This window comes from Micromonospora sp. NPDC051227 (assembly GCF_044455385.1).
In the GTDB taxonomy this organism is placed as follows: Bacteria; Actinomycetota; Actinomycetes; order Mycobacteriales; family Micromonosporaceae; genus Micromonospora.
In genome coordinates, this window is sequence record NZ_JBITET010000008.1 from 12,318 (window position 1) to 38,679 (window position 26,362).

25 protein-coding genes are annotated in these 26,362 nt (G+C 71.8%); 3 read left to right on the top strand and 22 right to left on the bottom strand.

All coding sequences use genetic code 11. The features are described 5' to 3' along the window. On the bottom strand, window positions 1-1,086 hold the full coding sequence (locus ACIA47_RS20195; RefSeq protein WP_112604892.1) for an exo-alpha-sialidase: 1,086 nt from the start codon (window positions 1,084-1,086) through the stop codon (window positions 1-3). 88 nt (window positions 1,087-1,174) lie between these two features. Beyond that, entirely contained in the window at window positions 1,175-1,816 is a 642-nt protein-coding gene (locus tag ACIA47_RS20200) for a DNA-3-methyladenine glycosylase (protein ID WP_396709797.1), read from the bottom strand. Window positions 1,817-1,991: 175 nt separating this feature from the next. Here ACIA47_RS20200 and ACIA47_RS20205 point away from each other — a divergent pair, with 175 nt between their 5' ends. The 3 genes from ACIA47_RS20205 (at window position 1,992) to ACIA47_RS20215 (ending at window position 3,516) form a co-directional block, all read left to right on the top strand. Continuing rightward, a complete protein-coding gene (locus tag ACIA47_RS20205; RefSeq protein ID WP_396709799.1) occupies window positions 1,992-2,447 on the top strand; it encodes a hypothetical protein in 456 nt (151 codons plus the stop codon). An 86-nt stretch (window positions 2,448-2,533) separates the two neighbouring features. Further along, on the top strand, window positions 2,534-2,959 hold the full coding sequence (locus tag ACIA47_RS20210) for a DNA-binding protein (protein WP_396709801.1): 426 nt from the start codon (window positions 2,534-2,536) through the stop codon (window positions 2,957-2,959). A gap of 203 nt (window positions 2,960-3,162) precedes the next feature. Further along, entirely contained in the window at window positions 3,163-3,516 is a 354-nt protein-coding gene (locus ACIA47_RS20215; RefSeq protein ID WP_396709803.1) for an MmcQ/YjbR family DNA-binding protein, read from the top strand. Window positions 3,517-3,559: 43 nt separating this feature from the next. Here ACIA47_RS20215 and argH read toward each other — a convergent pair whose 3' ends face one another. The 20 genes from argH to ACIA47_RS20315 all read right to left on the bottom strand — a co-directional run bounded on the left by argH (window position 3,560) and on the right by ACIA47_RS20315 (window position 26,309). Next, on the bottom strand, window positions 3,560-5,023 hold the full coding sequence (argH, locus tag ACIA47_RS20220) for an argininosuccinate lyase (protein WP_396710139.1): 1,464 nt from the start codon (window positions 5,021-5,023) through the stop codon (window positions 3,560-3,562). A gap of 14 nt (window positions 5,024-5,037) precedes the next feature. Beyond that, window positions 5,038-6,243, bottom strand: coding sequence for an argininosuccinate synthase (locus ACIA47_RS20225; protein ID WP_396709805.1), 1,206 nt, complete (start codon window positions 6,241-6,243; stop codon window positions 5,038-5,040). Further along, window positions 6,240-6,755: an arginine repressor gene (locus ACIA47_RS20230; protein WP_396709807.1), complete on the bottom strand. Its 516-nt coding sequence runs from the start codon at window positions 6,753-6,755 to the stop codon at window positions 6,240-6,242. Before ACIA47_RS20230 ends, ACIA47_RS20225 begins: the two co-directional genes overlap by 4 nt. Next, window positions 6,752-7,720, bottom strand: a complete 969-nt coding sequence (gene argF, locus ACIA47_RS20235; protein ID WP_203124496.1) for an ornithine carbamoyltransferase — start codon at window positions 7,718-7,720, stop codon at window positions 6,752-6,754. Before argF ends, ACIA47_RS20230 begins: the two co-directional genes overlap by 4 nt. Continuing rightward, window positions 7,717-8,946, bottom strand: coding sequence for an acetylornithine transaminase (locus tag ACIA47_RS20240; protein WP_396709809.1), 1,230 nt, complete (start codon window positions 8,944-8,946; stop codon window positions 7,717-7,719). Before ACIA47_RS20240 ends, argF begins: the two co-directional genes overlap by 4 nt. Next, window positions 8,943-9,848, bottom strand: coding sequence for an acetylglutamate kinase (gene argB / locus ACIA47_RS20245; RefSeq protein WP_396709811.1), 906 nt, complete (start codon window positions 9,846-9,848; stop codon window positions 8,943-8,945). Before argB ends, ACIA47_RS20240 begins: the two co-directional genes overlap by 4 nt. Next, window positions 9,845-11,017: a bifunctional glutamate N-acetyltransferase/amino-acid acetyltransferase ArgJ gene (gene argJ / locus ACIA47_RS20250; RefSeq protein WP_396709813.1), complete on the bottom strand. Its 1,173-nt coding sequence runs from the start codon at window positions 11,015-11,017 to the stop codon at window positions 9,845-9,847. The genes argB and argJ overlap by 4 nt, the downstream gene beginning before the upstream one ends. Next, the gene (gene argC / locus ACIA47_RS20255) at window positions 11,014-12,015 is read right to left on the bottom strand and encodes an N-acetyl-gamma-glutamyl-phosphate reductase (RefSeq protein ID WP_203124489.1); all 1,002 of its coding nucleotides are present in this window, start codon (window positions 12,013-12,015) and stop codon (window positions 11,014-11,016) included. The genes argJ and argC overlap by 4 nt, the downstream gene beginning before the upstream one ends. Before the next feature lie 58 nt (window positions 12,016-12,073). Continuing rightward, on the bottom strand, window positions 12,074-15,037 hold the full coding sequence (locus tag ACIA47_RS20260; RefSeq protein ID WP_396709815.1) for a hypothetical protein: 2,964 nt from the start codon (window positions 15,035-15,037) through the stop codon (window positions 12,074-12,076). Beyond that, complete coding sequence (locus ACIA47_RS20265; RefSeq protein ID WP_396709817.1) at window positions 15,034-17,142, bottom strand: NB-ARC domain-containing protein; 2,109 nt, start codon at window positions 17,140-17,142, stop codon at window positions 15,034-15,036. Before ACIA47_RS20265 ends, ACIA47_RS20260 begins: the two co-directional genes overlap by 4 nt. A 16-nt stretch (window positions 17,143-17,158) precedes the next feature. After that, window positions 17,159-17,485 (bottom strand): hypothetical protein, encoded by a 327-nt coding sequence (locus ACIA47_RS20270; RefSeq protein ID WP_203124481.1) that lies wholly within the window; start codon window positions 17,483-17,485, stop codon window positions 17,159-17,161. A 338-nt stretch (window positions 17,486-17,823) separates the two neighbouring features. Beyond that, window positions 17,824-20,403 carry a phenylalanine--tRNA ligase subunit beta gene (gene pheT / locus ACIA47_RS20275; protein WP_396709820.1) on the bottom strand — a complete coding sequence of 860 codons (2,580 nt, stop codon included), beginning with the start codon at window positions 20,401-20,403 and terminating at the stop codon, window positions 17,824-17,826. 40 nt (window positions 20,404-20,443) lie between these two features. Then, window positions 20,444-21,511, bottom strand: coding sequence for a phenylalanine--tRNA ligase subunit alpha (gene pheS / locus ACIA47_RS20280; protein ID WP_030335722.1), 1,068 nt, complete (start codon window positions 21,509-21,511; stop codon window positions 20,444-20,446). A gap of 219 nt (window positions 21,512-21,730) precedes the next feature. Then, window positions 21,731-22,528, bottom strand: a complete 798-nt coding sequence (locus ACIA47_RS20285; RefSeq protein WP_396709822.1) for a TrmH family RNA methyltransferase — start codon at window positions 22,526-22,528, stop codon at window positions 21,731-21,733. Window positions 22,529-22,611: 83 nt separating this feature from the next. Continuing rightward, window positions 22,612-23,004: a 50S ribosomal protein L20 gene (rplT, locus tag ACIA47_RS20290; protein ID WP_030488429.1), complete on the bottom strand. Its 393-nt coding sequence runs from the start codon at window positions 23,002-23,004 to the stop codon at window positions 22,612-22,614. A 32-nt stretch (window positions 23,005-23,036) separates the two neighbouring features. Further along, on the bottom strand, window positions 23,037-23,231 hold the full coding sequence (rpmI, locus tag ACIA47_RS20295; RefSeq protein ID WP_007458415.1) for a 50S ribosomal protein L35: 195 nt from the start codon (window positions 23,229-23,231) through the stop codon (window positions 23,037-23,039). A 19-nt stretch (window positions 23,232-23,250) separates the two neighbouring features. Then, entirely contained in the window at window positions 23,251-23,901 is a 651-nt protein-coding gene (infC, locus tag ACIA47_RS20300; RefSeq protein WP_366341389.1) for a translation initiation factor IF-3, read from the bottom strand. 431 nt (window positions 23,902-24,332) lie between these two features. After that, the gene (locus ACIA47_RS20305; RefSeq protein ID WP_203122035.1) at window positions 24,333-24,806 is read right to left on the bottom strand and encodes a PH domain-containing protein; all 474 of its coding nucleotides are present in this window, start codon (window positions 24,804-24,806) and stop codon (window positions 24,333-24,335) included. Window positions 24,807-25,149: 343 nt separating this feature from the next. Continuing rightward, window positions 25,150-25,995, bottom strand: coding sequence for an ATP phosphoribosyltransferase (hisG, locus tag ACIA47_RS20310; protein WP_030488425.1), 846 nt, complete (start codon window positions 25,993-25,995; stop codon window positions 25,150-25,152). Window positions 25,996-26,045: 50 nt separating this feature from the next. Then, a complete protein-coding gene (locus ACIA47_RS20315; RefSeq protein ID WP_089016570.1) occupies window positions 26,046-26,309 on the bottom strand; it encodes a phosphoribosyl-ATP diphosphatase in 264 nt (87 codons plus the stop codon). Window positions 26,310-26,362: the final 53 nt, after the last annotated feature.

Genomic DNA, 26,362 nt, shown 5'->3' on the forward strand with positions numbered 1-26,362 from the left:
TCAGACCTCCGCGGCGCGAACGCAGAGCACGTCGGGCAGGTGCGCCGCGACCGTCGACCAGGAGTCGCCCTCGTCGCGGCTGGCGAAGACCGAGCCGGAGCGGGTGCCGAAGTAGACGCCACCGGGGGTGGCGTCGTCGGCGCACATCGCGTCGCGCAGCACCGCCGGATAGAACGGACCCTCGGGCAGCCCGACCGAGAGCGGCTCCCACTTGCCACCGGCGTCGGCGGAACGGAACACCCGGCAGCGGTGGTCGGTCGGGAACCGCTCGCCGTCGGCCACCAACGGGAAGGTCCACACCGTGCCGCCGCGCCCCGGGTGGGCCACCATCGGGAAGCCGAAGTCGCTGGGCAGCCCATCGGCGATCGAGGACCAGGTGCGGCCGTCGTCATCGGAGCGGTAGACGCCGTGGTGGTTCTGCGCGTACAGCCGTTCGGGGTTGCCGGCGTCCCGGGCGACCTTGTGCACGCACTGGCCGAACTCCGGCCACTCGTCAGGCATGAAGTAGGCGCGGATGCCGGTGTTGCCGGGCGCCCAACTCGCCCCGGCGTCCTCCGAGCGGTAGACCCCGCCGGTGGACATGGCGACCAGCAGCCGAGCCGGGTCACGCGGGTGGGGCAGCACGGTGTGCACGGCCTGACCACCGAAGCCGGCCTCCCACTGTGGGCGGTGCGGGTGGTCCCAGAGGGAACGGACCAGCTCGAAGCTGCGACCACCGTCGGTGGACTTGAACAGCGCCGAGGGCTCGGTGCCGGCCCAGATGACGTCCGGCTCGTCGGGGCCGGCCGGCATCAGCTGCCAGACCCGCCCGAGGGAGACGCCCGTGTCGGCCGGAAACGCGACCGGCGCCTGGTCGGGCTCGTCCCAGGAAGCGCCGAGGTCGTCGCTGGTGGCGACGCTGGGGCCGAAGTGTGAGCTGGTCATGCCGGCGAGCAGCCGCGGGGTGGAACGACGGGTGTCGACCGCGACCGCGTAGACACCGGTCATCGGAAAGTGCGGGCCGGTGATCTCCCAACTGCGCCGGTCGTCGGTGCTGGTGGCGAGAAACAATCCCTTTGCTGTGCCGATCGCGAGCAGTGTCGCCATGACGTCCTCCGAACCGTCGGTGAGCAGGTCCGGTGATTATGGCCACACCCCCCGACAGGCTCCGGCGCCCACACGCCGCAAGGGGCGCTCAGCGCCGGACGCGCGGCACGTGCCGGCGGTAGGCGCTCACCGCGGGATCGCCGTCCAGCCAGAACCGCCAGGGCAGGTCGTGCGCGCCGGTCACCCCGACCCGGGGACCCGCCACCACCGTCTCCGGCGGCACCGGCCGGGCCGGGGGCCGCAGGCGGACCGGGCCGTCGCCGAGCAGGTACGCCCCGTACGCCTCGCGGTCGATGCCGAGCGCGGAGCAGAGCCGGGCCGGCCCGCGGGCCAGGTCCAGGTCCCGCCGGAGGGCCGGCCGGCGCTCCCGTGCCGTGGCCAGCCCGTCGACCACCTCGCCGGCGCGCAGCAGCACGGCGGAGGCCACCCCCTCGACCCCGGTGACCACGTTCATGCACCAGTGCATCCCGTAGGTGAAGTAGACGTAGGCGTAACCGGAAGGGCCGAACATCACGTCGTTGCGCGGGGTACGGCCCCGGTGGGCGTGCGAGGCGGGATCACCGCCACTTCCCGCGTACGCCTCGACCTCGGTGATCCGGACGGTGACCCCGCCGGCGTGCAGCCGGCAGCCGAGCAGCCCGCGCGCCGCCGGCAGCAGTGGACCGGCGAGCAGGTCCGCCAGCGCCGCCAGGTCGGTGTCGGTGCTGCGGTCACCGGACGACAGGGCCATGCCCCTGACGGTACCCATCTCGCCACCGGCCGGGCGCGCCGACCTTTCAGCGCCGGCCCGAACAAGACTCACGTCGCACATCAGACAGCCGGCCGAACAGTGAAACCGGATCGTGGGCTCGGAAGTGTTCCCGATGTCGTCGCAGGGAGCGACGACATCACGGGAGGGAGTCACCATGACCGTACGGAGCATCCGGCGACCACTGATCGCCACCGGCCTCGTCGCGGCAGCCGCGACCCTGGCCTTCACACCATCGGCCAGCGCGAGCGTCCCGCTGCGGGCCGCGGCGCAGGCCGACAACGCGTCAGTGACCGCGTTCGTGGTCGGCGCCACAGGCAAGATCGAGGCGAAGGGCGCGGCGGCGATCGTGCCGGTCACAGTGACCTGCTCGAAGGCCATCGACTTCGACATCACGGTCAAGGTCGCGCAGGCGGTCGGCCAGACGATGCGCGCGGGCACCACGGTTCGGAGGGTCACCTGCGCGGAGGGCACCCAGCAGGTGCGGATCGCGGTGGTCCCGGTCGAGCGTCCGTTCGCAGCGGGCGTCGCGTTCGGCGTGCTGAACGCGAACCCGTGCGACCCGTACTGCACACCTATGCACGATGAGCGCCAGTTCAACCTGGCGCTCTGAGGCGTCGCCTGGCGGCACGGCATGCCCGTGCCGCCAGGCTTCAACATTTTGTTGACAATTAGGCGTTCATAGGGTGTGCTCGGGGTATGACGACCGAGGACATCTTCACCGCGCCGAACCCTGGCCGGGCCCGCGCCCACCGCACCCACGAGGCGTTACAACGGATCAGCGAGCGGCACGCGGGCACCGACACGCGGCGGGGGCGGTGGGCCCACCCGTACGTGCTCGACCCGTGGGAGGCGGTCGCCCTGGTCACCGCGCTCGCCGCCGGCGGGGCCGAGCGCGAACCGACGGAGGAGCCGATCGACGCAGCCGACCTGACCGCCGCGCTGACCCTGCTGCCCCACGTCCGCGCCGAGCTGGACGCCCTGGAAGCCGGCCTGCTGACGCTGGCCCGCGACCGGGGGCTGACCTGGCAGGCGATCGCGTACGGGCTGGGGCTGGGCAGCGCACAGGCAGCCCGGCAGCGCTACGAGCGGGTCGCCGCCCGCTCGGCCGAGCAGAGCGCCTGACGACCGCGCTCGCACGGGCAAGATCGTGCCCGAACATGGAAGTAGTGGCCTCGACCTCGGCGGAGACCACCAGATCCCGGATCGAGCGCGATCTTGCCGAGCGGGTTGGGCCGGCCGAGAGAGCAGGCCGACGCCCGGATCGGCACGCCGCGCCTGCGACGGCCGCAGGGCGGGCACACTGTGCGCACGACGAGGAGGCACCCATGGAGCGCGCGGAGATGCTGGCGTACTGCCTGGCCAAGCCGGGAGCATGGCTGGACCAACCGTGGGAGGGCGACGAGGTGGTGAAGGTGGGCGGCCGGATCTTCGCGTTCCTCGGCAGCGACAGCGGCAAGCCGACGGTCGGCATCAAGTGCGGGCCGACCCGGGAGGTGGCCGACGAGTGGCTGCACCGACACCCCGACGACGCCAGCGTGATGCCCTACATCGGCCGGTCCGGGTGGAACACGCTGCGCCTGGACGGCGGGATCAACGACGAGGAGCTGACCGAGGCGGTCGACTCGTCGTACGACATGGTGGTGGCCAAGCTCCCCAAGCGGGAGCGCCCGACGGCCTGAACCGCCGCGGCGCCGGCGGCCGGCGCCGACGCCACGGCACAGCTCAGCGCGGGACGACCCGCTCGGAGGCCCACTCCCGCCAGCTGGCCAGCCGGTCCGCCGCGTCGGCGAGCTGGTCGGCGACCGGGCCGGGGCCGGTGGAACCGGGGGTGGTCCGGGCCGCGAGAGCCGAACGGACCGAGAGCACGTCGCGCACCGACGGGTCGAGGTGCCCGCTGATCGCGGCGAGGTCCTCGTCGGAGACGTCGTTCAGCTCGCACTCCCGAGCCGCGCAGAGCGCCACCAACTGGCCGGTGATCTCGTGCGCGTCGCGGAACGGCACGTTGCGTCGGACCAGCCAGTCGGCGACCTCGGTGGCGAGGGAGAAGCCGACCGGGGCGGCGGCGACGAGGCGGTCCACCCGGACCGTCATCGTGGAGATCATTCCCGCCAGGGCCGGAAGCAGCAGCTCCAGGGTGTCGACCGCGTCGAAGGCCGGCTCCTTGTCCTCCTGCATGTCCCGGTCGTAGGTCATCGGCAGACCCTTGAGCATGGTGAGCACGGTCATCAGGCCGCCGACCAGACGCCCCGACTTGCCCCGGGCCAACTCGGCGATGTCCGCGTTCTTCTTCTGCGGCATGATCGACGAGCCGGTGGCGAACGAGTCGTCCAGCTCCACCCAGCCGAACTCGTGCGAGGTCCAGAGCACCACCTCCTCGCCGAGCCGGGACAGGTGCACCCCGATCAGGGCGGTGGTGAAGAGGAACTCGGCCACGAAGTCCCGGTCGGCGACGGCGTCCATCGAGTTGGCGAACGACGTACGGAAGCCCAGCTCCTTGGCCACCGCCACCGGGTCCAGGGGGAGCCCGGAACCGGCCAGGGCGCCCGCGCCGAGCGGGCTGATCGCCGCCCGGTGGTCCCAGTCGCGCAGCCGCTCGAGGTCGCGCAGCAGTGGCTGCACGTGGGCGAGCAGCCAGTGCCCGAAGGTGACCGGCTGGGCGTGCTGAAGGTGGGTCATCCCCGGCGCGGCGGTGTCGATGTGCCGCTCGGCCTGCTCGACCAGCGCCTCCGCCAGCTCGACCAGGCGGCTGGCCACGCCCCGGGCGTGGTCGCGCAGGTAGAGCCGCAGGTCGGTGGCGACCTGGTCGTTGCGGGACCGGCCGGCGCGCAGCTTGCCACCGAGGCTGCCGAGACGCTCCAGCAGACCGCGCTCCAGCGCGGTGTGCACGTCCTCGTCGTCGATGGTGGGGCGGAACGTTCCGGAGGCGCAGGCCGCCTCCAGGTCGTCCAGCGCGGCCAGCATCCGGCCCAGCTCCTCCGGATCGAGCAGGCCGGCGCCGGCCAGGACCCGGGCGTGCGCCCGGGAACCGGCGATGTCGTACGGGGCCAGGCGCCAGTCGAACTGCACGCTCACCGACAGTCGGGCGAGCGCCTCGGCGGGGCCGCCCGCGAACCGGCCACCCCAGAGGCTCGTCCGGTTGGTGGCGGCGCTGTTCTCGGTCAGGCTCTTGTCGTCCACCCCGCCCATTGTGGTCCCCATGGTCAGTGCCCTCCCAGCCGGGCGTCCCGAGCGGCGGCCATCCGACTCGGCAGCCCCCACAGCTGCACGAAGCCCTTCGCCAGGGACTGATCGAAGGTGTCGCCGGTGTCGTAGGTGGCCATCCCGAAGTCGTAGAGGCTCGCCTCGGAGCGCCGGCCGGTCACCGTGGCCCGGCCGCCGTGCAGGATCATCCGTACCTCGCCGCTCACGTGCCGCTGCGCGTCGTCGATGAACGCGTCCAACGAACCCTTCAGCGGCGAGAACCACAGTCCGTCGTAGACGAGTTCACCCCAGCGCTGATCGACGCCCTTCTTGAACCGGGCCAGGTCCCGCTCGACGGTCACCGCCTCCAGCTCCTGGTGGGCGGTGATCAGCGCGATCGCGCCGGGCGCCTCGTACACCTCTCGGCTCTTGATGCCGACCAGGCGGTCCTCGACCATGTCGAGCCGGCCCACGCCCTGAGCGCCGGCGCGCCGGTTGAGCTCCAGGATCGCCTGGTACGGGGTGACCGTCTCACCGTCGATCGCCACCGGCACGCCGCCGTCGAAGGTGATCACGACCTCGTCGGGGTCGCGCTCCTGGGTCGGGTCGGAGGTGTACGAGTAGAGATCCTCGACGGGGGCGTTCCAGATGTCCTCCAGGAAGCCGGTCTCCACCGCGCGACCCCACAGATTCTGGTCGATCGAGTACGGAGACTTGGCCGACACGTCGATCGGCAGCCCCTTCTCCTCGGCGAAGGCGATCGCCTTGTCCCGGGTCCAGGCGAAGTCCCGGGCCGGCGCGATGATCTTCAGGTCGGGGGCCAGCGCGTTCAGGCCCACCTCGAACCGGACCTGGTCGTTGCCCTTGCCGGTGCAGCCGTGCGACACGATCGTGCCGCCGTGCTTGCGCGCCGCCGCCACCAGGTGCCTGACGATCAGCGGCCGGGACAGCGCCGACACCAGGGGGTATCGGTCCATGTAGAGCGCGTTGGCCCGGATCGCCGGCAGGCAGTAGTCGGCCGCGAACTCGTCGCGCGCGTCCACCACCTCGGACTCGGCGGCGCCGCAGTCCAGGGCACGCTGCCGGATGGCGTCGAGATCCTCGCCGCCCTGCCCGACGTCGACCGCGACCGCGATCACCTCGGCGCCGGTCTGCTCGGACAGGTACGGAATGGCGACGGAGGTGTCCAACCCCCCGGAGTACGCGAGCACGACCCGCTCGGTCATGACGTGGTGTTCCCTTCAACGGTGTCGTCCCGACGGGCCCAGCCGGCGAGCTTGTCCCCGAGTGCGGCCCCGCCGACGGCCTCCCGGGCCACGACGAGGATGGTGTCGTCACCGGCGATGGTGCCGACGATCTCGGGCAGGCCCGCCCGGTCCAACGCGCTGGCCAGGTACTGGGCTGCGCCCGGCGGTGTCCGCAGGACGGCGATGTTGCCGCTGGAGTCGACCCCGTTGAGCAGTTCGCGCAGCAGCCGTACCAGCCGGGCCGGCGCGGCCTCCGCGTCGCGCAACGGTCGCTGCCCGTCCTCGGGGATCAGGTAGACGGCCGGACCGTCGCCGCCGCGCACCTTGACCGCGCCCAACTCCTCCAGGTCCCGCGAGAGGGTGGCCTGGGTGACACCCACGCCGTCGGCGGCGAGCAGGTCGGCCAGTTCGGTCTGCGACCGGATCGACCCGTCACGGATCAGCTCCACGATCCGGGCGTGCCGGGCCGCACGGGTCAGCGGGGCGGTCATCGCGGCCCCCCGGTGGCGGTGTCGCCGGTCGCGGCGCCTTCCGTCGCGGGTCCCAGCAGGAACGTCAGCAGCGCCTTCTGCGCGTGCAGACGGTTCTCCGCCTGGTCGAAGACCGCGCTCTGCGGGCCGTCGAGCACCTCGTCGGTGATCTCCTCGCCGCGGTGTGCGGGCAGGCAGTGCAGCACTATCGCGTCCGGTGCCGCCTGACCGAGCAGCTCCTTGTTGACCTGGTACGGCAGGAAAGGGGTGGTCCGGTCCAACCCGTCGGACTCCTGCCCCATCGACGTCCAGGTGTCGGTGGCCAGCACGTCGGCGTCGCGTACCGCCTGGACCGGGTCGGTCAGCACCCGCACCGACCCGCCGGTCTCCGCGGCGATCTGGGCGGCCCGTTCCACCACTGCCGCGTCCGGCGCGAACCCGGCCGGGCCGGCGATCCGCACGTGCATCCCGGCGGTCGCCCCGGCCAGCAGGTACGACTGCGCCATGTTGTTCGCGCCGTCCCCCACGTACGCCAGGGTGCGGCCGGCCGTGCCACCGCACCGCTCCCGGATGGTGAGCAGGTCGGCCAGCAGCTGGCACGGGTGGAAACCGTCGGTGAGCGCGTTGACCACCGGAACACTCGCGCCCGCCGCCACCTCGGCGATCCGCTCGTCACCGTGGGTCCGCAGCACGATCGCCGCGACGTAGCGGGAGAGCACCCGCCCCGCGTCCGCGAGGGACTCACCGCGACCGAAGTGGGTGAGCTGCGTGTCCACCACGAGGGGGTGCCCACCCAGCTCGGCGATCCCGGCGTCGAACGAGATCCTGGTCCGCAGGCTCTGCTTGTCGAAGAGCACCGCCACCGAGCGGGGGCCGACCAGCGGCCGGTGGCCGAACCGGTCCGCCTTCATCAGCGCCGCCAGGTCGAGGACCGTGGACTGTTCGGCGGGCGAGAGGTCGTCGTCGCGCAGGAAGTGCCGGGTCATCGAGTCGTCCCCGTCGTGGTGGTCAGTGTTGCTGGTGCGATCTGCGCGCCGGCGGCGGCCGGGGCGGTCGCGTCCAGTGCGGCGGGCAGCGCCGCGAGGAAGGTGTCCGCCTGGGCGGCGGTGAGGATCAGCGGCGGGGCCAGCCGCAGCGCCCCCGGCTGCACCGCGTTGACCAGGAAGCCGGCTTCCCGCAGCGCCTCGGCCAGCACCGACGCCACCGGCGCGGTGAGCGCCACGCCGAGCAGCAGGCCGGCGCCGCGTACCCCGGCGATCAGCGGGTGGCCCAGCTCCTCGATGCCGCGACGCAGCCGCTCACCGACCCGCTTGACGTTGTCGAGCAGGCCCTCGTTGGCGATGGTCGCCACCACGGCGAGCGCCGCCGCGCAGCTGACCGGGTTGCCGCCGAACGTGGTGCCGTGCGAGCCGGGGGTGAGCAGGTCCGCGGCCCGGCCGAAGGCCAGCGTGGCCCCGATGGGCAGCCCGCCACCCAGCCCTTTGGCCAGGGTGACCACGTCCGGCTCCACACCCTCGGCCTGCTGCGCGAACCAGTGCCCGGTGCGCCCGATGCCGGTCTGCACCTCGTCGAGGACCAGCAGCGCCCCGTGCCGGGCCGTGATCCGGCGCGCTGCGGTGAGGTAGCCGGCCGGCGGGACGAGCACGCCGTTCTCGCCCTGGATGGGCTCCAGGATCACCATGGCGGTGGCGTCGGTGACGGCCGCTTCGAGGGCGGCGACATCGCCGTAGTCGACGTGGGTCACCTCGCCGGGCAGCGGCCGGAACGGGTCGGCCTTGGCCGGCTGACCGGTCAGCGCGAGGGCGCCCATGGTGCGGCCGTGGAAGCCGCCCCTGGTGGCCACCACGTGGGTGCGGCCGGTGCGCCGGGAGAGCTTGAACGCCGCCTCGTTCGCCTCCGCGCCCGAGTTGGCGAAGAAGACCCGGCCCGGTCGGCCGGCGAGCGCCAGCAGCAGCTCGGCGAGAGCGACCGGCGGCTCGGCCACATAGAGGTTGGAGACGTGCCCAAGGGTCGCGACCTGCTTCGACACCGCCGCCACCACCGCCGGGTGGGCGTGACCGAGCGCGTTGACCGCGATGCCACCCACCAGGTCGAGGTACTCCCGGCCGGCGTCGTCGACCACGACGGCTCCCGCGCCGGCGACCAACGCCATCGGCGGCGTGCCGTAGTTGTCCATCATGGAGTGCTTCCACCGCTGCGCCAACGTGCTCATGTCGCGTCCGTCCCGTCTCCCGGCACCACCATCGTTCCGAACCCTTCCGAGGTGAACACCTCAAGCAACGTGGAGTGCGCCACCCGGCCGTCGACGACGTGCGCGGCGGGCACTCCCCCACGCACGGCCCGCAGGCACGCCTCCATCTTCGGCACCATCCCCGACTCCAGGCTGGGCAGCAGCTTGGCCAGGTCGTCCGCGGCGATCTCGGAGACCAGGCTGGTGGTGTCCGGCCAGTCCGCGTACAGGCCGGCCACGTCGGTGAGCACGACCAGCTTGCGGGCCCGCAACGCGATGGCCAGCGCCGCGGCGGCGGTGTCCGCGTTGAGGTTGTGCAGCACGCCCTCCACGTCCGGCGCCACCGTGGAGATCACCGGAATCCGACCTGCCTCGATCAGGTCGGTCACCGCGGACACGTCGACCGACTCGACGTCCCCGACCTGGCCCACGTCGACCGGCATCCCGTCCACGTACGCCGGACGCCGTACCGCCGTGAACAGCCGGGCGTCCTCGCCGGAGAGGCCGACGGCGTACGGACCGTGCGAGTTGATCAGACCCACCAGCTCCCGGCCCACCTGACCGACCAGCACCATCCGGACCACGTCCATCGCCTCGGCGGTGGTCACCCGCAGACCACCCCGGAACTCGCTGGCGATGCCGAGGCGACCCAGCATTGCGGAGATCTGCGGACCGCCGCCGTGCACCACCACGGGCTTCAGGCCGGCGTAGCGCAGGAAGACCATGTCGGCCGCGAACGCCCGCTGCAACTCCGGATCGGTCATCGCGTTGCCGCCGTACTTGACCACGACCGTCGAGCCGGTGAAGCGTGCCAACCAGGGCAGCGCCTCGATCAACGTCTCCGCCTTGACCTGGGCGCGAGCCAAATCGCTGCTGAGACTCATGTCGAATAGGCCGAGTTCTCGTGTACGTACGCGTGGGACAGGTCGTTGGTCCAGACCGTGGCGGCCGACGTACCCGCGTGCAGGTCGATCCGGATGGTCACGTCCCGCCCGGTCAGGTCGACAGTCGAGCGGTCCTCGGCGGCGGCGCCGCCCCGGCACACCCACACCCCGTTGACCGCCACGTCCACCTCGTCCGGCTCGAACCCGGCGGTGGTGGTGCCGACGGCGGCGAGGATCCGACCCCAGTTGGGGTCGTTGCCGAACAACGCCGTCTTGACCAGGTTGTTGCGGGCCACCGCACGGCCGACCTCGACCGCCTCGTCCTCGTCCGCCGCGCCGACCACGTCGATGGCGATCTGCTTGGTGGCGCCCTCGGCGTCGGCCACCAACTGCTGGGCCAGGTCGTGACAGGCCGCGGTGACGGCGGCGGCCAGCTCGGCCGGCGTCGGCTCGATGCCGCTCGCGCCGCTGGCCAACAGCAGCACCGTGTCGTTCGTGGACACGCAGCCGTCGGAGTCGACCCGGTCGAAGCTGACCCGGGTGCCCGCCCGCAACGCCTCGTCCAGCGTCGCCGGCCCGGCCACCGCGTCGGTGGTCAACACGCAGAGCATGGTGGCCATCCCGGGCGCGAGCATCCCGGCGCCCTTGGCCATGCCGCCGACCGTCCAGCCGTTCCCCCGGGCCACAGTGGTCTTCGGCCGGGTATCCGTGGTCATGATCGCCTCGGCGGCGGCCGGGCCACCGTCGCGGGACAGCCCACGGATCGCCGAGCGGACGCCCGGCAGCAGCTTCGGCATCGGCAGCCGCTCACCGATCAGGCCGGTCGAGCAGACCGCGACCTCACCGGCGCCGAGGATCAACCGGGGGCTGACCGCTGTCAGCGCGGCGGCGGTGTGCTCGGCCGTGGCGTGCGTGTCCTGGAAGCCGGCCGGACCGGTGCAGGCGTTGGCGCCACCGGAGTTGAGCACCACGGCGCGGACCACACCGCCCCGCACCACCTGCTGGGTCCAGAGCACCGGCGCGGCCTTGACCCGGTTGGTGGTGAAGACACCTGCCACACCGGCATCCGGGCCGTCGTTGACCACCAGAGCGACGTCCGCGCCGCCGCTGGCCTTGAGGCCGGCGGCCACACCGGCCGCCCGGAACCCCCGAGGGGTGGTGACGCTCAAGGGGCTACTCCCCACATCGACAGGCCCGTCGTCTCCGGCAGGCCGAGCATCAGGTTGGCGTTCTGAACGGCCTGACCGGCCGCGCCCTTGCCCAGGTTGTCCAACGCGCTGAGCACGATCAGACGACCCGAGTCGACGTCGACGGTGGCCTGAAGGTGACACGAGTTGGAGCCCAGGGTGGCGGCGGTGTGCGGCCAGCGGCCCTCCGGCAGCACGTGCACGAACGGCGCGTCCGCGTACGCCCGGGCCAGCACCTCCTGCGGGTCGACGCCGCGCGCCGGCACCGCGGTGACGGTGGCCAGGATGCCACGCGGCATCGGCGCCAGGACCGGGGTGAACGACAGGCCGGTCGCGCCGGTGGCCTGCTTGATCTCCGGGACGTGCTGGTGGGTGCCCACCCGGTACGGCGACAGGTCGCCCATCACCTCGCTGGCCAACAGGTGCGGCTTGGCCGCTCGGCCGGCGCCGGAGGTGCCGGAGGCGGCGACCACCACCACGTCGGCGGGGTTGGCCGCCCCGTCGGCGATCAGCGGCGCGAGCGCCAGGGTGATCGCGGCGGCGTAGCAGCCGGTGTTCGCCACCCGGGTGGAGCCGGCGATCAGCTCCCGCTGGCCGGGCAACTCGGGCAGGCCGTAGGTCCACTGCCCGGCATGCGTGCCACCGTAGTACTGCGCCCAGGCGTACGGGTCGGCGAGCCGGTGGTCGGCACCCAGGTCGACGATCCGCACCTCGGCCGGAAGCTGGGCCGCGAGAGCCGCCGACTGGCCGTGCGGCAGGGCCAGGAAGACCAGGTCCGCATCGGCCAGGATCGTCGGATCGGTCTCGCCGAGCACCAGGTCGAGCCCGGTGAGCTGCGGGTGCACCACGTCGACGCGGTGCCCGGCCTGGCTGTGTGCGGTGGCGGCGACCAGGTCGAACTCCGGGTGCCCGGCGATCAGGCGCAGCAGTTCACCCCCGGCGTACCCGCTCGCTCCGGCGACCGCGACTCGGATCCCCATACTCACCTCCGCATGACTATGCAGCGAAGGCTAGCAGCAGGACGAGACGACTGCAATTTTATGTGAAGCACTGCATGAAAGTACGACCGGTTGGAGCGCTGGGGTGACGGTCGAAGAAGTACGGCAGCCAACGCTGACAGAACGCGCCGAACGGCCGGACCGCCGGACAGACCCGCCGGCTGAGGCCGGACAGGGACACCATGTCCCGCCGGTCGGTCTGGTTGAACAGGCCGATGGTGACGTCGAAGACGCCGCGTTGCACGGCGGCCTGGACACCCCCGGCCAGGATGTCCGCGTCCAACTCGTCGACGGCGGCATCCCGCCTGAGCAACTCGCCGGCCACGGCCGGCAACAGGTTGTTGCTGATGACCGTGATCAGTTTCGGATTCGGCGCGAGATCGATGACGGACGACGAGTAGCCCACGACGTTGACGAAGGCCTCGGTGAAGGGCAGCAGGATCTTCGCCGTGCCCCAGTTCTCGACCAGTTCCGACGCCGACCGCGACACCTCGGAGACCAGGTACAGATGGGTGGCGAGGACGGCGTACCGGACACGCGGATCACCGGCCAGCAGTTGCGCGATCCGGAACTCCTCAGCGCTGAAGCAGAGCCGGGCGAGCGTGTACACGCGGGCCAACTCCCGCGCCTCGGCGGTCGTCAACAACACCTCCGCCGACCCGGCGCGCGGCGCGGGGACGCCCGCCGACGACCGGCGCGAGCGCCGGCCCTCCTCGCCTGCGGCACCAATCGCATCGTGGAGCGTCGAGAAGATGCGATCGGCCGGCGGCGGCGGAGCGTCCAGACCGCCGCCCCGACACCTTTGGACGAGGTCCGGCCAGTGCGTCGACAAGCGGCTCATGACATCCCGGCACGCCTCGGCGTGGGACTGGCCCCGTAGTGACGCGAGCCGCTCGATACTGCGAAGCAGGTGCTCGGCCGGCGAGCCCGCAGTGGTCTCCTCGCGTAGCCGCGCAAGCGCGGCCGGCAGGCTCCGGCCGGCCGTCAGCCCGAAGTAGCCGTCGAGGGTGTCGAGGTCGGCCGCGCCGAAGCGCACCGCCACCGGCTTCCCGGTCACGACCCGCTTCCAGTAGTACGCGCTGAGCGCGGCGGGATCCGCCAGCAGCGCGCCGAGATCGCCGGACTCCGGCGAGGGTCGCCCCGGCGGCAGCACACGCCGCAGCAGCGCGCGAACGAAGTCGTCGTTGCGCGCGGTCACCTCGGCGGAAGCGGCCTGAAACCAGACCTCGGACGCCAGCTTGGCGGTCTGCCTCTCCTCGTTCACGGATTCGAGGTAGGTGTCCAGCTTCTCCTTCTCCGGGTGTGCCGGGCATCGTTCGACCAGCGAGGGCGCCGCCAGCCGGATGTACATCCCGAACAACTCGCCCGTGATCTCGCGGCCCGCAGCGCCCAGGTCGAAAAGGTCGTCGGCCAGCACGGAGCCGAGGGCACCGAACACACACCCAGTGGCCAGGGACGCGTCGTCGGAGATGTCGGCGGCCGCGACGCACAGATCGACGATGAAGCGCCGCAGGGACAACGCGGCCGCGCTCCCGTCGGTCGAACCCCAGATCGGGCCGGCGGGCCGGGACGCGACCGCCGTCGACAGGAGCCGCTGCAGAGCGACCAGCGCGCCGTGCAGTTCCTCGGCGAGTTCGCCGACCGGCCGGCGCGGTGGCGCGGACTCCGCGCGCAGGACCGCACCGAGGTCGTGTCGCGTGACGATGTCCCGGATGTGCTCCGGCGTCATCTCCCGGATCACAATCCGCGCCCGCTTCCGCACCTCCTCCCGCAGGTCCGTGTAGAGCGGCATGTTGAGGGCACCCTGCAGGTCGTACTGCATGCGCAGAACGAGTCGCTGCGCGATGGGCGTGTCGTCGTCGACGGCCGTGGCCAGCGTGGCGCGGCGCAGTCGGTCGAGGGAAACGCCCGCGCTCTGCCGCTCGTACCAGGAGCGAAAGCCCTCGTCGCGTAGGAGATGCCGGTCCGGGTCGACGACGAAGCCGGGCCGGGACGCGGCGGCCGCGAGCGCCGCGACGACCCGGGGCATCTCATCGGCGAGAAGCTCCAGGAAGGGGCGCCCGTCCCCGGTCGCCAACAGGAACCGGTCGAGAGCCGACCCCGGGAGGTCGCTGGCGCCGAGGAAGCCGGTGCCCTCGTCGGTCCGGTGGAACGCCGCCATGATCGCACTGCGTGGCCCGCCGGCGGACGTACGGTACCGGTGATGGACCAGCCGACTCGCGGCGAAGATCGTGTGACACGGTGCCGCGATGTCCTGAAGATGGACGACTCGCGGGAGGCTGTCGTCGAAGAAGCGGGCCTGGGCGGCGAGCGCCTCGTCCACGCGGGCCTGCGAGGGAAAGATGCAGCTGTCCTCGTCGCTCCACGCGGTGCCGTCGTCGTCCACGAAGCACTGCCGCAGGAGCCGATTCGTGCGGGGCAGGTAGGTGAGCCCCTGCCCCGAGGGCCCTCGACCGGTGCCCATCGTCCAGGTGACGATCACCTTGAACTCGTCCATGAAGGGGCTGTTGTCGACGTGCAGGGTGTTGTCCCGCGCCACGACGTCGAGTGGCTGCGTGTCCTTCGCCCGCAAGTCGATGATCTTCACGGGGCCGCCGAGGGCGTGCGCGACGAGCGCGACCAGCAGCGGATGAGCGAACGCCTCCCGGAATTCGGGGTGCTCCACCAGGGAGCCCGCGTCCGCGACGTTCAGGTAGTTGTGCAGCGAGCCACGGCTGCCCCTGGTGTCGATCGCCGAGTCGTACGCCCGCCGCGCGGGGTCGAAACGCTCGGGTGGGACGAGCCCGGCGAAGCTGAGCGCACCCTCGGCCGCGAGGTTCCCGCTCAGCGAGGTGAAGGTGTTCCGAAGAAGCGGGCCGCCCGCCTCCGCCCGGCACGCACGGTCGACGATCGCTTCGATCTCGCGTCGGAACCTCGTGGCTTCCCGCTCCCGCTGCAGTTGCCGATACGACGCAGGGCTGGCCAGCTCGTCAGCCGGGACGAGCGGCGCGTACCGAGGGCTCATATCGCCGGACTCCCGACCACCAACGTCGACTGGGTGAGATCCGGATAGTGCTCCAGGCGGGCTAGCGCCCGTCGGACCTCTTCCACGGCGCTGGCGTCTCCGCCCTGACCGTACGCCTGCTCAAGCTGGCCCAGGATCGTCCGGACGGAACGGAAGTTGCCGAGGGACTCCTCGACCCGCCAGGCCCGCTCCAACCAGGTGCAGCCCTCTTCGACCTCGCCCGACCGGAGGCCGGTCGCGCCGAGCAGACGCAGGGCCAGCGCCCGGCCGTAGTCATTGCCGCGCTCCTCGCACATGGCGAGGCTGCGCAGGCCGAGCCCTCGGGCCCAGGAATAGTGGCCCAGTTCGTTGAGGGCTCGGGCCGCGTCGTACAGCCCCCGGGCCTCGCGGACGACATTGTTGCCGTCTCTGGATTTCCGGGCCGCCCGCAGCCCCCAGCGCAGCGCGTCCCGGTGGTCACCCGACCGGAGGCAGAGCTCGGCCATGGCGTGATGCGACGACGCCCGACCCGAATCGTCGCCGGACGCCGCGTCCAGCGCGATGGAGGCGCGCAACTGCTCCTTCGCCGGCTCAAGCTGGCCGATGTCCGCGTAGGCACGCCCCAGGGCGCGTCGGGACAGCGCCTCCATCGCCGGGTCACCGGCGGCGGCCGCGGCGACAGCCTCCCGCTGGACGGACAGCGTTCTCGTGACGTCCTGACGCCAGTAGAGGAACGTGTTGAGTGCCCGCGCGAACCGGGTGATGAAGGCGAAGTCGTCGTCGGCCCGGGCCTGCTCGATGAGGTAGGTCAGAGACGCGGTGATCGACTCGAACCAGGAGAGGGCCTGCGCCACTGTGAAGCTGGCCGACCCGACGACCGCCAGCAGCTCCTGGTCCACCGGCAGGGAGTCCCGGTGTGGATCGATGGCACGATCGGCGGCGTAGCTCAACGCCAGGTAGACGGTGCGGATGCGGCGCGCGGTCAGCTCCTGCTCGGCGGGGTCCAGCACCTGCCCGAGCGTCTCCGCGAGATAGGCCTTCATCAGGTCGTGGAAGCGGTAACGGCCAGGGCTGATCTCGTCGATGAGGGATGCCAGGCAGAGGGCCTGAAGACTGCGGTCACACACCCGCCTGGGCTGGTCGAGGACGAGGCACAGCACCGCGACCGAGCATTCGTTGCTGGGCAGCATGGACGCGACGTAGAGAACCTTCGTCGTTGCCGCGTCGAGGTCGTCGAGTGACCAGGAGATGACGCGTCCGACCTCGATGCCCAGGCCGGCGTCATCGAGGAAGCGAAGTGGGCTCTGCTCCTCCTCGATTCCCCTCGCCGCGTCGCTGATCGTCCAGGTGGTCTGGATGGCGAGCTTCGCCGAGACTATGGCCAGCGCCAACGGATGCCCCTCCAGAAGCTGCACGATTCGCTGGGCGGCCGCCTGCTCCCGTTGGACGCGGACGAAGCCGACACGCTCGGCGATGAGCTCCACCCCCTCGTCGAGCGTGAGCAACGGGAGTTTGATGACCCGGGCGTCGTGACGAACGCTCATCTCCGGGATCGCCCGGCGGCTGGTGACCACCAGCACCGACCCGAAGCCCGGCACCAGGTCCCGAACCTGCTCGTAGGAACCCACGTTGTCGACGATGACGAGGCAACGCCGGCCAGCGGTGACGGCGCGGAAGACGCCGCCCCACTCCGCCTCGTTGTCAGGAAGGTCGGACCGGTTGATCCCCAGCGTGGCCAGGAAGCTGCGCAGGGCGTCCCGGGTCTCGATGCGCGGCGTGCCGGAGTACGCGCACATGTCGACGAAGAACTGCCCGTCGGGATATTCGGCGATGCGCGAGCTGGCCCAGGCGACCGCGAGGGTGGTCTTGCCCGAGCCGGCCAGACCCCACAGCATGCAGCAGCGCGAGCCCGGCGTCGTCATCGCCTCGTCCATCTCGTGCAGCAGGTGGTGCCTGCCGACGATCCTCCCGATGCCGCCCGGGAGCATGTGCGGCGGCTCGGGCACGCGCGCCGCCGCTCGCGGCTGTTCGACGTAGATCGCGCCGGAGGAACCCACCTGGAGGACCTGGTGCGCCAGCAGGCCCTCGGCCACGTTGTGCGACGAGCTTCCGGAGGCGGGCTCCATGTCGGTCACCTTCCGGCTACATCGTGATGTCGCCGACGCGCTGGGCCTGCACCAGCTTGCCCACGTTGCTGGAGGCCACCACGTTCGTGCTGCCGGCGGACGTCGACCCCTGCCGGAGCTCCCGCAGAAACTCCGGATCCTCGGCCGCGCAACGGGCCAGGAGCGCACGGAGTTTCGCCATGTCGTCCGCCGAGGCGTCGCCCTGCGCGACCCGGTCCAGGGATTCGAGCATCCCCGCCGGCTCGTCGCTGCGGACGAATCGCCGCCGGATCATGTCGACGAGTGCCGCCCCGGACCCCTCGGCGATCTTGACGAGCGCCGCGGCGACGATTGCCTCGATCATGCGTTGCTCCTTGACCTGAAGGCCTGCGACAGGCGTCGGCGCTCACCCCTTCGCCAGGCAAGGCTACCGATTCGTGTCGACCTCGGAAAGGCTCGTGACATGCTCGGCAGCGTCGACACTGAGCCCTCGGCCGATCACCCGAAGGCCGTCCCATATCGACGTCGGCGCATGCCATCGGCGACGGAGGCCTGGTACCCAGCCACCGGGACCTGCCAGGGACGCCCTCGCCGACGACGAGGGCCGGCGCGGCCTGTCGGAAGCCCGACACGGCGGAGCCGGCGGCGAAACGACGACGGCCCCGCCACCTCTGCGGGGTACCGGGGCCGTCGTGGGTCGCGTCAGGCGCCGCGAAGGGTGGCGCCGAGGCGCTGCGCCGCGACGGCGACCGCCGCGTCCCGCGCCGCGACCGCCTCCTCGACGGTGAGCGTCCGGTCCGGTGCCCGGAAGGTGAGCTTGTACGCCAGCGAGCGGCGGCCGGCGCCGAGCTGCGCGCCGGAGTACACGTCGAACAGCCGCACGTCCTCCAGCAGCTCACCGGCGCCCGCCTCCAGCGCCCGGCGCACCTGCTCCGCCGGCACCGACTCGTCCACCACCAGGGCCACGTCGATCAGCGCCGGCGGGAAGCCGGACACCGTCGGCGCCGGCGTCACCGGGGTCGGCGGCAGCGTGTCGAGGTTCAGCTCCATCGCGCTGGTGCGGCGCGGCAGCTCCAACGCCGCGACCACCAGCGGGTGCAGCTCGCCGGCGTGTCCGACGACCGAGCCGTCGACCCGCAGCTCGGCGCAGCGACCCGGGTGCCACGGGGCGTACTCGGCGGCGCGCACCTCGACCCGCTCGTCGGGGATCCCGGCGGCGGCAAGCACGTCACGGGCCGCCTCGATCGCGTCCGCCCAGCCGGCCGGTCGACCGGCACCCCACCAGCCGGCCGGATCCAGGTCGCCGGAGAGCACCACCGCGACGTGCACCGGCTGCGCCGGCACCACAGCGTCAGCGGCTGCGAACTCCGCGTCGGTGGGGCGCCGGTCCACGCCCATCGCCGGCGGGCTGCCGGCGCCGACGCGCGGGTGGAAGACCGCACCGATCTCGTAGAGGGCGAGGTCGCGGTGACCCCGGCCGAGGTTGCGCTTGAGGATGCCGAGCAGCGGACCGAGCAGCGTGGTGCGCAGCAGCGGCTCCTCCTCGGACAGTGGGTTGGCCAGCCGCACAGCGGGTCGGCGCCTGTCGTCGGCCGGCAGGCCGAGCTGGTCGGCCAGCTCCGGTGACACGAACGGGTGCGCGAGCACCTCCACGTACCCCCGCTCGGCCAGCGACCCGGCGACGGCCCGGCGGCGACGCTGCCGCGGGGTCAGGCCGCGCCCGGGAGGCGCGGTCGGCAGCACCGACGGCACCCGGTCGTACCCGTCGAGGCGGACCACCTCCTCGACCAGGTCGGCCGGGTCGGTCAGGTCGGGTCGCCAGGTCGGCGGGGTCACGCTCAGCACCGTCCCTACGCCGCTGGCCACGCCGACCGCGCCCGCGTCCTCGGACAACCGGTCCGCGCCCTGCGCGACAGTGCAGCCGACCCGCTCCAGCAGGGCGACCACCCGCGCCGGCGGGTACTCGACGCCGACCCGGCGGGTCGGCAGGTCCGCCGGAAGACTGATCGGGGTACGCGGCCGGACGTGGTCGATGTCCAGGATCTCCGCACTCGGCGTGCCCCCGCCGTGCTCGGCGAGCAACCGCACGGCCCGCTCCAGCGCGACCAGCGCCACGGCCGGGTCGACACCCCGCTCCCAGCGCTTCGCGGCCTCGCTGAACAGCTTGTGCCGGCGGGCGGTGCGCCCGACCATCGCCGGGTCCCAGTGCGCCGCCTCGAAGAGCACTGTGGTGGTGCCGGCGACGACCTCGCTGGTCTCGCCGCCCATCACCGCCGCCAGGGAGATCGGGACGCCGGCACCCTCGCGTGCGAGGGTGTTGGGCAGCCCAGCGTCGCAGATCACCATGTCGTCGGCGGTGAGCACCCGGTTGACCCCGTCCAGGGTGGTCAGCTTCTCCCCCGCGTCGGCGCGGCGGACCACCAGCGGCCCGACGATCCGGTCGGCGTCGAAGGCGTGCATCGGCTGGCCCAGCTCCAACATCACGTAGTTGGTGATGTCGACGGGCAGCGAGATGCTGCGGATGCCGGCGGTGACGAGCCGCTGCTGCATCCAGGACGGGGTGGGCGCGGTCGGGTCGACCCCGCGGACCAGGCGGGCGGTGAACCGGTCGCAGCCGACGGTGTCGCGGACCTCCACCGGGTACGCCGGCGTCTCGGTGCCGACCGGGGCCGGCGCCAGGGCCGGGTCGCGCAGCGGCACGTCGAACGCATGCGACAGCTCCCGGGCCAGGCCGCGCAGGCTCAGCGCGTACCCCCGGTCAGGGGTGATCTCCAGATCGAGGACGACGTCGTCGAGGCCGACCACCGGACGCGCGTCGTCGCCCGGCTTGGCCGTCACGTCCGGACCCAGCACGATGATGCCGGAGTGGTCGTCGCCCAGGCCCAGTTCCTTGGCCGAGCAGATCATGCCCGCCGAGTTGTGCCCGTACGTCTTGCGGGCGCCGATGGCGAAGCCGCCGGGCAGTACGCCGCCGGGCAGGATCACCACCACCCGGTCACCGACGGCGAAGTTGCGCGCCCCGCAGACGATCTCCTGCGGCTCGCCGGTGCCGTTGGCGGCACCCACGTCGACCCGGCAGAACCGGATCGGCTTCTTGAAGCCGGTGAGCTCCTCGATCTCGCGGACCTCACCGACGACCAGCTGGCCGGTGACGGTGGCGGCCAGGTCCACCGCGGACTCGACCTCGATGCCGAGGTCGACCAGGGCCTGCTCCAGGTCACCGGTGGGCAGGTCGGCGGGGAGATCGACGTACTCCCGCAGCCAACTGACAGAAACTCGCATGACTTCAGACCACCGTTCCCGTGTCTCGTACCCGCATCGCCTACGCCCCGGTCCCGAGCGCGCGGCTGAACCGCACGTCGCCCTCGAAGAGATGGCGGATGTCGCTGACCCCGTGCCGGACCATCAGGGTCCGGTCGATGCCCATGCCGAAGGCGAATCCGGAGTAGACCTCCGGGTCGACGCCGCAGGCGCGCAGCACCCGGGGGTTGACCATGCCGCAGCCACCCCACTCGACCCACTGCGGGCCGTCACGGTGCTCCGGGAACCACACGTCGAACTCCGCCGACGGCTCCGTGAACGGGAAGTAGTGCGGCCGCCACCGGGTCTTCGCCTCCGGGCCGAACATCGCCCGGGCGAAGTGGTCCAGCGTGCCCCGCAGGTGGGCCATCGTGATGCCCTTGTCGACCACCAGACCCTCGGCCTGGTGGAACACCGGGCTGTGGGTGGCGTCGATCTCGTCGGTGCGGTAGACGCGACCCGGGACGATCACGTAGATCGGCGGCTTGCGGCTGAGCATCGTGCGGGTCTGCACCGTCGAGGTGTGCGTACGCAGCACAAGGCCGGAGCCCTCCGGTGCGATGTGGAAGGTGTCCATCAACCCGCGCGCCGGGTGGTCGGCGGGGATGTTCAACGCGTCGAAGTTGACCCACTCCAGGTCGACCTCGGGCCCCTCGGCCACCTCGTAGCCCATCCCGACGAAGAGGTCGCTGATCGACTCCATCAGGGTGCTCAACGGGTGCCGGGCGCCGCGTGGACGCCGGTCGTAGGGCAGGGTGACGTCCACCCGTTCCTCGACCAGCACCCGCTCGGCCTGCTCGCGCTCCACCACCTCGGCGCGCTCGGCGTACGCGGACTCGATCGCCCGGCGGGCCTCGTTGACCCGCTTGCCGGCGTCGGACTTCGCGGCCGGCGGCAGCGCGCCGATCTCCCGGCGCGCGAGGGAGACCGGTGACCGGTCACCCAGGTGCACCGAGCGCAGCGCGGTCAGCGCGTCCGGGTCGGCGGCGGCCTCGAAGGCCTTCGTGGCGTCCGCGACGGCCTCGGCCAGGGCGGCGGGGTCGAGCAGGGCGACCTGCTTCGGGTCGTACGGATCGTTGCGGTAGCTCATGGCGTACGGGCACTCCCTCACGGCGGCGCCAGCCCTCACCGGGGCGGCTAGGCGAGTCTACGGACGCGCGGCTGTGCCGCAGCCCGCCGGTAGGAGTTGCGCAGGGAGCAGGTCAGGCCCGCCGCCCGCCGACACCGGCGGGCTGGCTAAACGAACGCTGTGTCGCGTTCATGGACGGACGCTCTCCCCTGCTGTCAGTCGCGCCGCAGGCTTTCGCCCTCAGCGCTGCGCTCTCGCTGAAGCGTACAGGCAGACCGCGGCGGCGGCAGCCAGGTTGAGGCTCTCCGCGCGCCCGTACAGCGGCACCCGCACCGTGGTGTCGGCGGCGGAGGTCAACTCCTCGGGCAGGCCGTGCGCCTCGGAACCGAACAACCAGGCGGTGGGCCCGACGAGCCGACCGTAGTCGGTCAGGTCGTCCAGGTCGCTGTCGCCGTACCCGGTGGTGGCGAAGATCGACAGCCCGGCGGCGCGCAGCGCGTCGACCACCGCGACCGGGTCGGTGGCGCGCACCACGTCGACGTGGAAGAGGCTGCCGGCCGAGGCCCGCACACACTTGCCGTTGTACGGGTCGACGGCGTCTCCGGCGAAGATCACCACACCCGCACCGGCCGCGTCGGCGGTGCGTAGCACCGTGCCGGCGTTGCCCGGGTCGCGGATCTCGGCGAGCACCGCCACCAGCCGGGGCGCACCCGCGAGGGCCTGCTCCAGCGAGACGTCCAGGTGCCGGCAGACGGCCACCAGCCCCTGCGGGGCGACGGTCTCGGCCAGCGCCGCGATGGCGTCGTCGGTCACCTCGGAGACCGGCACGTCGGCGCGGGCCGCCGCGGCGGCCAACTCCGGATACCTGTCGAGCGCTGTGGGCGTGCCGAACAGTTCGGTGACCACCCCCGGCCGTGCGAGGGCCTCGCGGACCGCCTGCGGGCCCTCGGCCAGGAAACGGCCGGTGGCGTCGCGGTCCCGGCGGCGTTGCAGGCGGCGGGCGGCGACAACCCTGGGGGTACGCGGGGTGAAAGCCATGATGTGCGCTCCTCCGGCACGATTGAGGCGCCCCCCGGACGGCGGTGCCGACACGGGAGACGCCTCGCTCTGGTGCGTGGGGATCAGGCGGCCTGAGCCGCCGCGCCGCCGGTGCCCTCGGCCGTGACCGCGGCCCGGGCTAGCTCGACGATCGCCGCGAAAGAGGCGGCGTCGTTGACAGCCATGTCGGCCAGGATCTTGCGGTCGACCTCGATGCCGGCCAGACGCAGGCCCTGGATCAGACGGTTGTAGGTCATCCCGTTGGCCCGGGCGCCCGCGTTGATCCGCTGGATCCACAGCTGCCGGAAGTCGCCCTTGCGGTCGCGACGGTCCCGGTAGGCGTACTGCATCGAGTGCAGCACCTGCTCCTTGGCCTTGCGGTACAGGCGGGAGCGCTGACCGCGATAACCACTCGCGGACTCCAGCAGGGTACGACGCTTCTTCTGGGCGTTTACAGCCCGCTTGACGCGTGCCATCTCAACTCCTAATTACGTAAAGGTGGCGCGCGTCAGCGGCCGAGCAGCTTCTTGATGCGCTTGACGTCGGCCTTGGCCAGCACGACCGTGCCGGTCAGCCGGCGGGTCTGGGTGGAGGGCTTCTTCTCCAGGTTGTGACGGAGGCCGGCCTGCTGGGCAACGATCTTGCCCTTGCCGGTCACCTTGACCCGCTTACCCATACCCGTGTGGCTCTTCATCTTCGGCATGTGGAACGTCTCTCCCCTGTTACTCGCCGCTGGTGTCGGCGGCGAGGCCGGTGTCACCGGCTGCTGCGGTCTCGCCGACCGCTGCGGTCTCATCGGCTTCCGGAGCGGCGGACTCGTCCGCTGCCCGGTCCCGAGGTCCAACGCGGGACGCCGTGGCGGCGACCGCGGAGGCCTTGACGGCCCGATGCGGAGCGAGAACCATGATCATGTTTCGGCCGTCCTGCTTCGGAGCGGCCTCGACGTATCCCAGTTCCGTGATCTCGGATTCGAGCCGGCGCAGGAGCCGGTAACCCAGCTCCGGGCGGCTCTGCTCGCGACCGCGGAACATGATCGTCACCTTGACCTTGTCGCCCGCCTTGAGGAACCGCACCACGTGACCCTTCTTGGTCTCGTAGTCGTGCGGGTCGATCTTCGGCCGAAGCTTCATTTCCTTGATGACGGTCTGCTGCTGATTACGCCGCGCTTCGCGCGCCTTGAGTGCGCTCTCGTACTTGAACTTGCCGAAGTCCATGAGCTTGCACACCGGCGGGCGCGCCATCGGCGCAACCTCGACCAGGTCCAGATCGACGTCCGCTGCCAGCTGAAGAGCGCGCTCCAGCGGGACGATGCCCACCTGCTCACCCTCTGGGCCGACCAGTCGGACCTCACGTGCCCGGATCTGCTCGTTCACGCGTGGTTCGACGCTGATGGGGCCTCCTCGAGTCGTTTCTGCTCTGTCGCCGACCCCTGCGGCTCCCAGGAGGGAACCGACCCGAAAAGCAGAAGGCCCCGGCGCATGCCAGGGCCCGCTCGACCGGTCAGCACGATCACAAGGATCGCGCATCCGGCACCGGGACATGCCCGGAACCGGTGACCGGACCCGGCCACCGTAGCGGCGACTCGGGTGGGAGCAGGCGCTCCGCTTTCAAAGGCTGTCTGCTCGCACGCGGAGACAGCCTGGTCGACTCGACAACACTACACCGGCGCCCCGGCGACCCCCAAACCGGGCACGACCTGCGGCCGCGTTGCGTCGCCGTCGCGCCGCCACCGGGTGGCGGCGCGCGCCAAGATCTGCGCACTTTCCCCTGAACCGCTGCCGCAGGGTGCGGCCTTCCGGCCGGGTCAGCGGCCGACGGCGCGCTCGGCGAGACGGGCCTGGTGGGCCTCGTGCAGCCGGCGCAGCGCGCGGACCCCGTCGACGGCCAACTCCTTGTCTGCGGCCTGCAACGCGACCATCGGCAGCAGGTCGTCGTCGTGCAGCTCCAGGCTGGCCCACGGCGCGCCCCGGTCGAAGCGGACGCCCCGGACGACCTCCCAGGGCAGCTCGTAGGAGCTGACAACGTTACGGACCCGGATGCTGCGTGCGTCCGCCTCCACCCGGGGACGGGTGAACAGCAGGAAGCCCAGCGCCCCGAAGATGCCCAGGCCGATCATGGCGATCTGGTCGCCGCGCTGGAAGCTGCCGTAACCATCGCCGGTCGGGCCACTCAGCGAGGTAGCGACCAGACCGAACACCACCACCAGGGCAGCCGCCGCCGACCAGCAGACCACGCGGATGCGGCGGGGCTTCAGGCGGACCAGTTCGGTTTCACTCACCCCACCAGTTTGCCACCCGCACTCGTCCGCCAAACGCACCACCCGCCGAGCCACCACCCCCGAACCCCGAGTCCTGTGCCCACTGACGAGCGGAAGGGCCGCCGATCTTGCGGTTTCGGTTGTCGATACAGGGCGATATGCACCTTGTGTCGGTGCAGAAAGTGCAAGATCGCGGAGCAGGGTCAGGTCGGGCTTGGCGATCATGGAGTTGTGGTGCCTGGTTTAGGGTTTTGCGGGCGCTTTGTCGCGCACCACAACTCCATGATCGGCGAGGTGTCACTGGAACGGGGGGTGCCCCTGGCCCGCGGACACCCCGGTCCAGCGGCGCTCGGGACGGGGACGGTCAGAGGCGGCAGGCGTGGATGTTGGTGACGAGGATGGCGCGGGCGCCCAGTTCGTACAGCTCGTCCATGATGCGGTGCACGTCGTCGCGGAGCACCATCGCCTGCACCGCCACCCAGCCCTCCCGGTGCAGCGGCGACACGGTGGGCGACTCGATGCCCGGAGTGAGCCCGCTGGCCCGGTCCAGCAGACCGGCCGGCACGTCGTAGGCGAGCATCACGTAGCGGCGGGCCACCAGCACACCGTGCAGGCGACGCAGCAACTGCTCGGCCTGCGGTTGCGCGGGCGCGCCGGCGCGCCGGACCAGCACCGCCGACGAGCGCAGCAGCGGCTCACCGAAGACCACCAGGCCCGCCTGACGCAGCGTCGCGCCCGTTTCCACCACGTCCGCGATCACGTCGGCGACGCCGAGGCGTACGGCGTTCTCCACAGCGCCGTCGAGGCGGATCACGTCGGCCTTGACGCCCACCTCGCCGAGGTGCCGTTCGACCAGCCCCGGGTACGCGGTGGCGATGCGGTGACCGCCCAACTCCTGCACGGAGGCGATGTCGTCGGGGCGGGCGGCGAAACGGAAGGTGGCCCGGCCGAAGGCGAGGTCGACGACCTCCTCGGCCGGCGCGGCCGAGTCGATCAGCAGATCCCGGCCGGTGATCCCGAGGTCGAGGTCACCGGAGCCGACGTAGGTGGCGATGTCCTTCGGGCGCAGGTAGAAGAATTCGACGTCGTTGGCCTCGTCCCGGCAGACGAGGTCCTTGGGGTCGGTGCGCTGGCGGTAGCCCGCCTCGCGCAGCATCTGGGCGGCCGGTTCGGCCAGGGTGCCCTTGTTGGGAATGGCGACACGCAGCATGACGGAGTGCTCCTTGGGTCCGGTTGGTGATCAACAGGGGTGGGAGGCACTCACAGATGTCGGTAGACGTCCTTGAGCTCGAGACCGCTGGCGAGCATCAGCACCTGGACCTGATAGAGCAGCTGGGAGATCTCCTCGGCGGTGCGCTGCGGCCCCTCGTGCTCGGCGGCCATCCACGACTCGGCCGCCTCCTCGACGACCTTCTTGCCGATGAAGTGCACGCCCTTGTCCAGCGCGGCGACGGTGCCCGAGCCCGGGGTGCCGGCGGCGGCCTTGGCCTGCAGCTCGGCGAACAACTCCTCGAACGTCTTCACGGGGAACGATTCTTCCAGCCACCCGGGCGGCACCCCGCGTCCGGGTCCGCCAA